This window comes from Methylocaldum sp. GT1BB (genome assembly GCF_051027545.1).
Classification (GTDB): domain Bacteria; phylum Pseudomonadota; class Gammaproteobacteria; order Methylococcales; family Methylococcaceae; genus Methylocaldum.
Window position 1 is genome coordinate 2,652,902 of sequence record NZ_CP194902.1, and the last position, 11,642, is coordinate 2,664,543.

An 11,642-nucleotide genomic window follows, 5' to 3' on the forward strand; every position below is an offset into this window, starting at 1 on the left:
AATATTCGCGTTCTCGATCGCGTGGGGCCATAGCTCAGCTGGGAGAGCGCAACAATGGCATTGTTGAGGTCGCGAGTTCGATCCTCGCTGGCTCCACCACTCGCGGATTGACCAATCAAGTTCCTTGTCCCCATCGTCTAGAGGCCTAGGACACCGCCCTTTCACGGCGGTAACAGGGGTTCGAATCCCCTTGGGGACGCCATATCGATATGAATCTGGGCACCTGTTTTCCCAGACACTCCGGATCTCCTCCGTCCATCGTGCTGACCAGCGCTTCCGCCAAGGTTTCCACATCGCCCTTTAGTTCGATCATGGTGCCGGTTACCCGAATCTCGCTCACCAGGAGCTGGAGATAGCGCTTGCCGAATCCGCTGTTTGGATCCAAAAGCCGGTCCCGCAGCACCTGAATAAAGGCCGTAATCTTCGCTGGCGTTAAGCTGTCCAAGGGCATCCTCCGCTGTTGACGAAGGCCCGCCATTTCAGCGAGGAGCGTCTCCCGCTGGCGTTTCAGCGCCTCCACTCGAGCCGAGAGGGTTTGATCAAGCGGCAGAATGCCTTGCTCCACGGCTTCATACAATCGTTGAAGACCGGTTTCCGTTGTCGTGAGCGCCAGTTGGACCTCTTGGAGGCGTTGATCATCCTTTGTCCGGTGCTCTTTCAGTCGTCGACGCAAAGCGTTCAACATGGCGGTGACCCGAGGCACCGTGAAGACTCGGTCTGCCAGTCGCTCGAGCACCAGCCGGTCGGTTTTGGCGCGGGGCAGGTTCGGCGTCGGGCAGAGGTGCGTCGCCTTGCTGAGCTTGGTCGTACACTTGTAATACTGATAACGGCCGCTTTTTCCCGTGGCCAACGCCATGCTACAGCCGCAGTGGCCGCATTTCAGGAGCCCCGTCAGGAGTGTCTGGCTGCTCACGATCTTCGGCGGCCCCTGGGTGGGCTGGCGATTTTCCCGCAAGCGCTTGACCTGATCGAACAGCTCGGGATCGATGATCGGCTCCACCTCAAAGTACACCCACTCGCTTTCCGGCTTCGGCTTTTGATTCCGCACGTCATAGGTGTTGAAGACCCCTTGGCCCCGGTAGACGGTGTCCGATAGGATTTTTTGGACTTTCTGATTGCGCCAGCGGCGACCTCGCATCCTGATCCCGCGGCTGTTGAGATAATCGGCAATGGCCTTCATGCCCATTATCTGGCCGCGGTGGCCCTGGAGATAAAGGTCATAAATCTGCCGTACCACGGCGGCCTCGTTCTCCTCGACGGTCAAGCGCTTTTTCTTGCGGCCGCGATTGCCGACCTGATCGGTTTCTTTTAGCCGAAAGCCAAAGGGTGGCTTCGCGCCATTGAAAAAGCCTTGCCGGGCGTTCTCCTTCATTGAGCGAAGGGTGTGCTTGGCGTTCTCCTTGCTTGAATATTCATCAAAGAGCGAAAAAATTTGCCGCGCCATCTCCCCGGCTGGGTCGTCACTCGTCTGCTGACTGATGGAGATGATCCGAACGCCTGCCTTCTTGAGCCGACGCTCATAGAGTCCAAACTGAATCGAATCCCGGAAAAACCGGGAGAGGGAATGAATGATGATCGATTCGAAGGGCGGCGGACTGAGTAAGGCATCCGCCATCATCTGCTGTAGTACCGGGCGGCGGTCGTCCGTGGCCGAGGCCCCCGGCTCCACGTATTCTTTCGCAATGACGTGACCGTGGCGGTCACACCAGGCTCTCATCTGGTTAAGCTGGTCTGGGATCGACAAGTCGGCTTCGGCTTGTCGACTGGTCGAGACCCGGGCGTAAAGGGCTACGGCCATCCGGTTTACCCCTCCGTCTCAAGCGCTGGCTCGGCCGGCAGCGCTGCCAGGAGTTCCCCGAGCACCGCGCCGACCAGTTCGACTTCGGCCGCGAGCACGTTCGTGCTGGGCCAGGGATCGAGATAATCGATCTCGAGGACACAATGATTTAAATTCAGCTGTCGCACGCATCTGGCACCTCCTTTGGCGCTTTATGTATTCCGGCCCGACCCGAACCGATCCGCGCCCTCCGGCCGCATGAGCAGCGCCCGAAGGTCACGTTCGAATCCATTGCGACCGAGCTCGTCCAGCAACACTTGCTTGAACGCCGCAAATTGCGTGGGCGGCAGCGCCGCTTGCGCCACAGTCAGCAACCGATTCTTCCGGGGGTTCAGCAACCCCACGATACTGTCTACCTTTGCCATGTCCGATCCGATCCCGTCATCAAAAAAGTAAAAGTTGATCCAATCCCTTTCCAAGCCCCCGCTGGGGCAGGTCTATTTCCGACCCTTTTTTGAGAATACCGAAAAGCGCGGCCAACCTTCGCTAATTTGCAAAAATAGTTTTGACAAGCGCGGCGGATTGTGGGCGATGGCTCGGCCGTCTTGGGACGATTGCGGGCGATTTTGAGGTAAAATAAAAGGCGGAACCGGCGGATTGTCGAAAATGCCTTCTTAGAAAAGGATTTTTGTAAAATCGCCGTCTCTCAAAATCCCCCGCATAGTCTCGTTTTACCCCTCGTGAGCCCTCGAAATCAGGGGCTGAATGCCTGAACATACCAGCGCTATTGTTTTGTAGTTTGGGTTTGTGAAGTTCTTCAGAAGAAACAATGGTGAGCCGAGGACCGCATTCAAGAATCCTGAGGCCGCTCGAATTACCCGAGGACGACCACCACACGGCTTGGGTCGATAGCGATTGAACTTAGGGGGCCGGACCATCCGACCCCTCTTCGATGACTTCCGGGTTGTTGTCAGTGGCGGAGCCGCGCTGTCAGCTGCTGGACTAGGCGCTGCTCGAGCCAGAGTTCGGTCGCGCGCCGCACCGTCCGCGGGCTGGTGTAGTACCGTTCCAACCACCGCCAGTCCGATGAAGTCAGCGTCGGCATCAGTTCGCGCGGAATGCCGTTCCGCTCCCGGTATTGCTCGATGCATCGGGCCACGATCGCCGGATAATGCTCGCGTTGCGGCGCCGGTACGGTCATGACCGCAAGCCGGTTGAGCAGGGCGGTCGGCATGAGCCTGATCGAATTTGCCGTGCTGATCCAACTGATGAACGACAAATTAGCGTGCCCGCCCAGGAACTCGTCAAAAAACCTCGCTGCGGTGGCGGGTTCAAACAAGCTCAGCAAGGCATCCCAGGGATGGCCGTTATGGGTGGCGGAGCCGGGCTTATCGATTTCATCGCAAACGATGATCGGATTGGCGACTCCACCCTCATGGATCGCCGTCAACGGTCGGCTCGGGTGCCCGCTGGCCCAGCCCCGGGCGGTGCCGATGAGATCGCGCGCATCGGCTTTGCCGCCGAGGCTGATCAATTGCACCGGGACTTTCGATAATTGGCCAAGCCGATTCACATAGCTGCTCTTCCCGAGGCCGGGATCCCCCAGTAAAAGTAAAGGCGACAACTGAAAATAGCCTCGCCCCAAGGCGCGGGCCGACAGCTGCCGGATCACCCAGTCGGTTACCCGACCAAACCAAGGAAATTCCTCGTTCAAGGTCTGCTGAAGGTGTTGAAGATCCGGGACCGGGGCCAAGGGCGTCGGCAGCTCAAGCCTGACTTGGTAACGCTTTAAGGCTTCGGCGACGACCTTGTCTTTGCTGGGACTGACGGCCTCGAGCACGTAAACGCCCGAGCCAAGGCTTGAGACCACCTGCTCACCCACGGCGCGGACCTCTGGCAACCGCGGAGCGAGGTCCGGGCTGTCCAGTACCGCGCCGATCAACTGGCCCACCCAGCGGAGGGCCTCCTGAGGCGCTTGTCGGGCAACCGCCTCGATTAGGCGGATCAGCCGGCGGGTCGTGTCATTCTCCGGCTCGTCGCGGTGCGTGCGGCGGAGTTCGGGCAGGCCGAGCGCAAAGGCTTGGGCCTTGAGATCGAGGGTAGCATCGGATCGGCAGGCGAGGGAATAAGTCGCCTCGAAGTGCCCGAGGGCTGCAGCGATCCGCTCCAGTGCTTCCGCGAGTTCCGGGTTCAACATCCCCTGCTCGCCGAAACTGAAAAATTGCGCCAAGCGATGGGCGAGTTCGCCAAGCTCTGGGGCCACGGCCTTGGATGAGCCGAAGCTTTGCTGCCAAAGAAACAGCCGTTGCAACATCTTGAGCACCTCGGCTGATTCGAGCACGGCCGTGCCATCCTGGGCCGTGGCGCACCGCTCAAACACCGCTTCGGGATTTAATGACGTATCGCGCATGATCGCTCCTCAATCTAACGCTAAAGCGTGGTACTGGCCGAGCAATCCGTACACGAAATTCACTGCGTCGGTCTGCCGCTGTTCCACGGCGCGGTAAACCACGGCGAGAGCCAAGCGGAGGACATCCTGATCGGTGTAGGCATTTTTGGCAAGATTGAACATCCAGGCGACAATCCGGCAATTGCTTTTGGTGTAACCCTGAGCGGGATTGATACGATCGAGGGAGGCGACAAACGGAGCGCGGTAATGCTTAGTCAGGGCATTGCCGGTATTCATCGGTTGCAACGGCAGGCCGGTCGCTTCACACACGCCTCGGCTCAACCGTTCAGTGAACCACGCCTCATCCAGATCAAACTGCAGGTTCAGCTTCTTCGCCTTGGATCGGTACAGATATACCATGGCACGGGCCGGATCATCCCGTCGGAGCGCCTGAATGCGGGATACACCGCGACCATCTTTTTTCTCGTAATACCGCCAGTAGCACGTCTTACATAGGCCACGTTTTTGATTAAAAACATTCGGATGGCCACATTGGATGCAGTTGCTATGCAAAACTTTACGAGCGCGGCGAATTTCCAAAAGAGACTTTCTTGCTGCACCAGATTCGATACCTGTACGCTGTGTAATCTCGGACCAGAGGGATAGCTGCGTGTGATTTAACTTAGATGTTGATTTCATGGGTGCTCCAAAATTTCAAGAAAAGTTCCATACACAAAGCAGCAGATCGGCCAATGTAAAGAGTCAGATATTTCATCGCTGACGAGAAGCTTTACGCACGGATGGCCACAAAAGTTGCTTTGTTCGCGCCTTTCTTGAGTCTTTTTTCTGTGGTTAAATGCTGTTTTGTGTATGTGATGCGCAGGATATGCACAAACAGGTAACCTGTCAACTGCAAAATGATCAAACGTGTATATCGGAGCGGCTAAAAGCTGTTCTCGAGGAGCAAGGGCTCAGTATCAAAGCATTCGCGCAACGCGCTGACTTGCCGTACCGTACCGCTCAAAGCTATTTGAATGGTGAGCGTTCCCCGAATGTGGAAGGGCTGACAAAGTTAGCTACGCGAATGTGTATAAACATCACTTGGCTACTTACGGGCGAGGGACATCGGTACTGGAATGAAGACGTAGCAGAGGAAGGACAATTCATAGAGGGCCGATCAAATGATCGAGCTGATGCCCTACCAAAGGAACGAATAAAGCAGTGGCTCGACTTCTTTTGGGCGCAAGCCGATGAAAAGGAAAAGGCTTGGTTGGAAATCGAATTTCAGCGTCGATTTCCTGAATACAAAGAATGGCTAATGCAGAGCGATTCTTAGAAGAAAATATCGATTTAGGACTTGATTGCGCTACCAAAAGGAATGGGGATATGACTTCGATTAGAGATAGGCGAATTGCATTCCGTGGCAAACGCTGGATTTACCTGGGCGGGCAGTAGAATCCATCACTATTGCCAATTTTTATCCTAATAGAGTTTGCAGTTTTCTTTATTAGTGAAAATCGCTGAGCAATCCTAGATGATTCGCCAAATGAAGACTGGAAAATGCTCTGAGGGCGCCTTGAACAAAAATCATCTGCAAATTTGATAATAAATATTGGGGGGATGCATGTCGACTTCGAATGCCCAAAAGGATCTTTGCAATGTGCTCCGTTATACCCAGGAGCTCTTGAGCTTTCATGACAAGATCGTTTTCGATCTGTCCACGGAACCCTATCCTGTCTTCGAAGAAAATGCCGTTTCAGGTCTTGAAGGCGTTAGCATCAATGACGATCCGGAAGCCTGGCTTTCGATCAAACGCCTCCGCGAGACCTCGCCCCCTCAGCCGGAGACTGAACTCGAAGGCTGGATCACCGTCGATGCACATCCATCCCCGGATAAAGCCCCGCAACTGATCGAAAAACGCATTGTACGCCTCCCGTTCGATGAGGTGTCGGAGATGCAGACATCGGGAAAGATCAGCTCCGACCAGATCGTGGGAACTGAAAACCAGGCTGCTAAGCCGCCTGAAGTGCTCGACGTGCTTCTCTATTCGGCTCAGCTACCGGACCTCCAGTCGCAATTCGACCATTACCTGAAAGGGCCCTGGGCCGAATGGGCTGAAGTGGAGCGACCGAGACGGCGCAGCATCGATTTCTATAACAAGCTCTATCAGATCCACCAGCGCATGCAGTCGCTTGGCGCAGACAACCCGATCGAGATGGTGTTTGGGCTCGGGGTGGCGCGCTGGAAGATCGATCAGCAGACCCTCAATCTTCCATTGATCGAGCAGCAGGTCGAGATCGAGATGGACGAAGCAGGGACGCTGTACGTTCGCCCGCGCAACACTGCGCCGATGCTGGTTCTGAAAGTTTTCCATGCGCTGGAGGTGGAAGGCAGCAAATACTTTCAGAAAGAGGCTGCGCCCCGGTTCCAGGCGATGGTCAACGATCCCGATGTGGGTTTCTCGCCGTTTGAGCGGATAACCTTTGATCCCATTCTCCGGATGGCGGCGGCCAAGTTATCGCCCCGCGGACTTTATGTGCCCGATGAAACTGAGGGCAACTCCACGAGGATACCGCCCAAGGCCGATGACACCCTCCGGATTACCGATACCTGGGTGTTGTACGTCCGTCAGCGGATGGAAGATTTCCGGCGCGAGGATATCCAGCGCCTTATCGATGCCGTGGAGAGGACCGAGGATGAAGCGCGCCTCCCGCAGGCCGCGCTTAAATTCGTTACGCCACCCAGCAAGGAAGCGGTGCATGGCGATATCGGGTTTGACCTGGGAAACACGAATTTTGACCTGCCGAATTCGATCGGGGGTTGGCAAGGGGATCTTGGGCAATCGTCTTCCAGTGCCGAAATCGCGAATCGAGCCTTTGATCAAAAGGTCAATTACTTTTTCCCGCTGGCGTTCAACGACGAGCAGGGCGAGATCGTCCGGCGCCTCGATCACGAGGATACCGCCGGCGTAGTTGTGCAAGGTCCACCCGGGACGGGCAAGACCCATACGATCGCCAACATCATCTGTCACTATCTGGCCACCGGCCGGCGGGTTTTGGTGACGGCCAAAACCCCGGAGGCCCTCACCGCCGTTCAATCCAAGTTACCCGAAAGTATCCAGAGTCTAGCTATTGCGGTCATCCACAACGACCGGGAAGGCGGGCGACAATTGGAGCGGGCGGTCAACGTCCTGGCTCATGAGGCCAAGCAAATCGATGTGGCAGCCAGCGTGCGGGATGTCGACAGCAAGCAACGTCGTTTGGCAGAGATAGAAAAGCTTCTCGAGCAAATCGATATCCAGCTACGTCAACAGGCAGAACGGAACCTGAATCCCGTGTCCTTCCGGGGACAGGAGATCCTGCCCATGGCGCTTGCAAAGCAGCTGGCCGAACAGCGGGATCGATATCGCTGGTTCGAAGATGAACTGACGTTGGAGCAGCGCCATGAGCCCCGCTTTGGCGAAGCCGTGATCGAAGAGATCCGATCCTTGCGGGCGCAGCTGGGCTCCGATTTGGTGTATGGCCTTGAGGATTATCCATCGTTTGAGGCCCTACCGGAGGCGTCCCGCATTCTATCCGCTCACGCCGAAATCGGGCGCCTGGCACAACTTGAACAGCACACTTTGGAGGCGGATCTTCCGATCATGACCCTGGACTCGGACGGCGCTTTGGAGGAGGCGCGCGCCCTTTGCGACTGGCTTCAGGGATTTGCCGAGTTTTACCAGGCGATCGAGGCTGAGCCTTGGTTATTGCGGTCATATCAAATTTTTCTGGGAGACCAAAAGGCCGATCCCCTGATATGGCCGGCAATGGAGAAAGCGTTCGATGAATGGATCGCACTTCATGAGGAGGGCTGCGGCTTTCGGATCCGCAGGATAAGTCTTCCGGAGGTTGAGTTCACGGATGCGGCCTTCGATCGTGCCTTGGAGAAGCTCGCACAAGGCAAGAATCCCTTCGGCCTCATGCCGGCATTGTTCAAAAGCCAGTTACGCCAGCAAATCAACAAGGTCCTCCATGGCGGCCAAGCGCCCACGGAGCCTGAGCAGTGGCAGGATGTCCTGGCGTATCGCCGCTGGACCAAGACGCTCGATGCCTTCGGAAAAAGCTGGCTGTCGATCGCTAGAGAGTTCGAGGCGCCGACCTTTGACGAAGAACGGGATACTCGTGAACTGACGTTCTTCCGCCTCGGGACGCTCATCACCCAACTCAAAGCCACCCTAGCCAGCCTGGATGACCGGCGGGCGAGCCTTTCGCGCCTCTTTCCTTATGGGGTTGAGCCGAAAACGGTGCTGCACCAAGGTAGTTGTGATTACGTGCTAAAGATTCTCGCAGTTCATCTGGATAAAGCCGAAACTCTCGAAGCGCAAGCCGTGCGCGACAAATTGTTGGCTTTGGCTGGCAACAAGTCTTTGCCGTTCCACACTGATCTTCGGGAATTAGCCGAAAATCTCGGTAACGAGGCGATCTCGGCCGGGGACCTCTTCAAGCTGTGGCAAGCTTTGATTGACGAGGCGCGCCGCCTGGCCGATCTTCAACCGCTACGAGCCCGTCTGGAAGTATTGGTGGAACAAGTAGCGCAGGCTGGCGCTCTGCGGTGGGCGGAAAGGCTTACGCGTGAACCTGTCGAAGCGGACCGTCCGGACCCTTGGACGCCCTCCGATTGGCTCGACGCCTGGTGCTGGTCCCAGGGGCAAGGCTACATTCGGACAATCGGCGATCGGGAAGTCACGCAAAGACTCACGGAGCAGCGGGCTGAAGCGGAAGCGGAACAAAAGCGTCTTTTCCTCGATGTGGTTCGGCTCAGGACCTTCCTCGGATTGAAGAAGAACCTCTCTGGTCGGATCGAAACGGCCCTTGCTAAATTCGTGTCGGCGGTCGCGAAGCTGGGTAAGGGCACCGGCAAGACCGCGGTGCGGTACCGGCGGATGATTCGGGAAGCCTCCCTGGAGGCGGCCGATGGCGTGCCGTGCTGGATTTTGCCGGAATGGCGCGTCTCCGAGCAACTGCCGCCGGAATTGAATGCTTTTGATCTCGTAATCATCGATGAGGCGAGCCAGTCCGATGTGACGGTGCTGCCGGCGATTATGCGGGGCAAGAAAATTCTGATCGTCGGTGATGACAAGCAGGTATCACCCCTCATGGTCGGCATCGATGACAAGAAAATCGTGCAACTCCGGACGACCTATCTCACGGGGCTTCCCTTTGGTGATCAAATGGAGCCGACCACTTCGCTTTACGATCTTGGGTCCATGGTTTTCCCTGGCAAAGCCATTTTGCTGCGCGAGCACTTCCGATGTGTTGAGCCGATTATCCGGTTCTCCAGCCGGTTCTACGACAATGCGCTCATTCCACTTCGGATTCCGAAGGCCACGGAACGGCTCGATCCGCCCTTGGTGGACATCTACATCCCGCATGGTCGAAGGGTAGGGGACATCAATGAGGCCGAGGTCGAGGTGGTGGTTCGGGAAGTCACGAAACTTACGCAGGATTCCGCCTTCCAGCATCGCTCCATTGGCGTCATTTCCTTGATCGGCGACAAACAAGCCAAGCGCATCTATGATCGATTGATCGGCGAGCTTGGGATCGAGGTGGTCGAGCGGCACCACATCATGTGCGGTAATGCGTCGACCTTTCAGGGGCAGGAGCGCGACATTATCTTCCTCAGCATGGTAGCGTGCCCCGAAACAATCAGCGCGCAGACCGGCAGGATGTACGAACAGCGGTTTAACGTGGCGCTCTCCAGGGCTCGTGATCGGATGGTCCTGGTGCGTTCTGTGGCGAAGAGTCAGCTTAAGCCGACCGACCTCAAGCATGCGGTCATCGAGCATTTCGAGAACCCCATGGGGAGTGGGAAGACGGCGCAGTCCAAGGGCGTTCTCGATGTCTGCGAATCGGAGTTCGAGCGGAATTTCGGTCGGCGGTTGATTGATCTCGGGTACCGTATTCGGCCGCAAGTCCCGGTCGGCAGTTACCGGATCGATTTCGTCATCGAGGGCGCCAACGATCGTCGCTTGGCGGTCGAACTGGATGGCGACAAGTACCACGGACCGCTGCAGTGGGCGCAGGATGTCAAACGGCAAAAGGCCCTAGAGCGGATCGGCTGGACTTTTTGGCGCTGTTGGGGCTCGAACTGGATTTCAGATCCGGAGGGTTGTTTGCTGGACTTGAAATCGACCTTGGGTCGTCTTGGCATCGAGCCGATCGGGGCTGAAAGAATTCAGGAGATCTATACGCAATGGATTATGGAAGATTCACCTGAAAGGACTGAATCCACAGGTAATTGGACTCAATGCGCAAATTCAGAACTGGCACCGAGCAAATGCTATGAGCCGGAGGTTTGTTGATAAATTTGGCATTATACCGTTCACCGCCAGTGCTATGGTGGCTTCGATGGGCGATACCTATAATTTCACGGATCGCGACGCCCAGCTATGCTAAAGTGCGCGCAACTTCGAGTAAATTCCCATCGATGAAGGATCTATCCTCGATGGTTACTTTAATGCGAATTAAGAGCTAACGGAGAGAAGGTGCCAGCCCATTGGTGTCTCTTGAGGAGGGTTCTGCAACACCCCTCGGAGAGACGACCATGGACTGGCAAACTCAACTCATTACGGTGTATCTGACGGTGTGTGATCTCTACCGCAGGGGCCTCTGGGTCCATGGACAGCGATTCGCGCCCTATGCCGATCTGCGCTTTACGGATGAAGAGGCCATCACCCTTTATTTGTGTGGCATTCTCGATGGAAAGTGCCAGATCAAAACACTCTACGAGCATGCCCGGCGCTATTGGCGCGACTGGTTTCCGCATCTGCCCAGCTACGGCGGCTTCGTCCAGCGCCTGAATCGGCTCGCCGACGTGTTTCCCGCGCTGTTGGAACGCTGGAGTCCAGCTGGCGCGCCCGCCACCCCGATCGGGGTCGCCGATTCCTTCAAGGTGGTGCTGGCCCAGCAGGCCCGGCGGTATACCGCCAAGGTTGCCAAGGACCTGGCGGCGAGTGGCTATTGTCCGACCAAGAAGCTCTACTACCACGGGGTGAAAAGCCACGTGATCGGCGATGAGCGGCCGGGCACCTTACCCCGGCCCCGCTATATCGCTCTGACGGCGGCGAACCTGAGCGACGGCCCGGTGCTCGAACAGATTGCCCCGAGCCTGGGCTATCGAAATCTGTTTGCCGATAAGGCCTACGAATACCTGTCGCGCCAGACCTCGCTCCCGTTCACGGTCTTCACGCCGGTGCGAAAGACGCCGGGACAGGCGCATCTCGATGCCGCCGACCGGTTGTATTCCACGGCCGTGTCGCGGGTTCGCCAACCCATTGAAGCGCTGTTTAACTGGATTCAGGCGAAACCCGGTATCGAGGCGGCCAGCAAAGTCCGCTCCTCGCGGGGACTCCTCGTTCACGTCTTCGGCCGCCTCGCGGCTGCCATGTTCCTGTTGAACCAGTGGCCGGACAGCCCTTAATTCGCATTGAAGTGA

General features: G+C 56.8%; 7 protein-coding genes, 2 tRNA genes and 1 pseudogene. 5 read left to right on the plus strand and 5 right to left on the minus strand.

Annotated features, from left to right (window positions below; genetic code table 11):
* Positions 1-23: 23 nt before the first annotated feature.
* A tRNA-Ala gene (locus tag ACR2TX_RS13300) sits at positions 24-99 on the plus strand.
* Between the two features lie 27 nt (positions 100-126).
* Positions 127-202, plus strand: a tRNA-Glu gene (locus tag ACR2TX_RS13305).
* Positions 203-733: 531 nt separating this feature from the next.
* Here ACR2TX_RS13305 and ACR2TX_RS13310 read toward each other — a convergent pair.
* The 5 genes and pseudogenes from ACR2TX_RS13310 to ACR2TX_RS13330 all read right to left on the minus strand — a co-directional run.
* Positions 734-1,798 (minus strand): annotated as a pseudogene (locus tag ACR2TX_RS13310) (recombinase family protein); the annotation flags it as partial.
* A 5-nt stretch (positions 1,799-1,803) separates the two neighbouring features.
* Positions 1,804-1,965, minus strand: a complete 162-nt coding sequence (locus ACR2TX_RS13315; protein ID WP_156879604.1) for a hypothetical protein — start codon at positions 1,963-1,965, stop codon at positions 1,804-1,806.
* A 24-nt stretch (positions 1,966-1,989) separates the two neighbouring features.
* The gene (locus tag ACR2TX_RS13320; protein WP_139840983.1) at positions 1,990-2,202 is read right to left on the minus strand and encodes a hypothetical protein; all 213 of its coding nucleotides are present in this window, start codon (positions 2,200-2,202) and stop codon (positions 1,990-1,992) included.
* 545 nt (positions 2,203-2,747) lie between these two features.
* Positions 2,748-4,187, minus strand: coding sequence for an AAA family ATPase (locus ACR2TX_RS13325; RefSeq protein WP_086133001.1), 1,440 nt, complete (start codon positions 4,185-4,187; stop codon positions 2,748-2,750).
* A 9-nt stretch (positions 4,188-4,196) separates the two neighbouring features.
* Positions 4,197-4,865, minus strand: a complete 669-nt coding sequence (locus tag ACR2TX_RS13330) for a hypothetical protein (protein ID WP_139840982.1) — start codon at positions 4,863-4,865, stop codon at positions 4,197-4,199.
* A 187-nt stretch (positions 4,866-5,052) separates the two neighbouring features.
* Here ACR2TX_RS13330 and ACR2TX_RS13335 point away from each other — a divergent pair, with 187 nt between their 5' ends.
* The 3 genes from ACR2TX_RS13335 (at position 5,053) to ACR2TX_RS13345 (ending at position 11,627) form a co-directional block, all read left to right on the plus strand.
* Positions 5,053-5,502, plus strand: a complete 450-nt coding sequence (locus ACR2TX_RS13335) for a helix-turn-helix domain-containing protein (RefSeq protein WP_086133041.1) — start codon at positions 5,053-5,055, stop codon at positions 5,500-5,502.
* A gap of 288 nt (positions 5,503-5,790) precedes the next feature.
* Entirely contained in the window at positions 5,791-10,509 is a 4,719-nt protein-coding gene (locus ACR2TX_RS13340; RefSeq protein WP_086132999.1) for an AAA domain-containing protein, read from the plus strand.
* A gap of 242 nt (positions 10,510-10,751) precedes the next feature.
* Entirely contained in the window at positions 10,752-11,627 is an 876-nt protein-coding gene (locus ACR2TX_RS13345; RefSeq protein ID WP_086132998.1) for a transposase, read from the plus strand.
* The last annotated feature ends 15 nt before the right edge of the window (positions 11,628-11,642 follow it).

What these genes read in the sequence shown, in the direction of transcription:
- ACR2TX_RS13320 (WP_139840983.1), bottom strand. Translation starts at nt 2,202, where the DNA reads ATGGCAAAGGTAGACAGTATCGTGGGGTTGCTGAACCCCCGGAAGAAT.
- ACR2TX_RS13330 (WP_139840982.1), bottom strand. Translation starts at nt 4,865, where the DNA reads ATGAAATCAACATCTAAGTTAAATCACACGCAGCTATCCCTCTGGTCC.
- ACR2TX_RS13335 (WP_086133041.1), top strand. Translation starts at nt 5,053, where the DNA reads ATGCACAAACAGGTAACCTGTCAACTGCAAAATGATCAAACGTGTATA.
- ACR2TX_RS13340 (WP_086132999.1), top strand. Translation starts at nt 5,791, where the DNA reads ATGTCGACTTCGAATGCCCAAAAGGATCTTTGCAATGTGCTCCGTTAT.
- ACR2TX_RS13345 (WP_086132998.1), top strand. Translation starts at nt 10,752, where the DNA reads ATGGACTGGCAAACTCAACTCATTACGGTGTATCTGACGGTGTGTGAT.
- ACR2TX_RS13325 (WP_086133001.1), bottom strand. Translation starts at nt 4,187, where the DNA reads ATGCGCGATACGTCATTAAATCCCGAAGCGGTGTTTGAGCGGTGCGCC.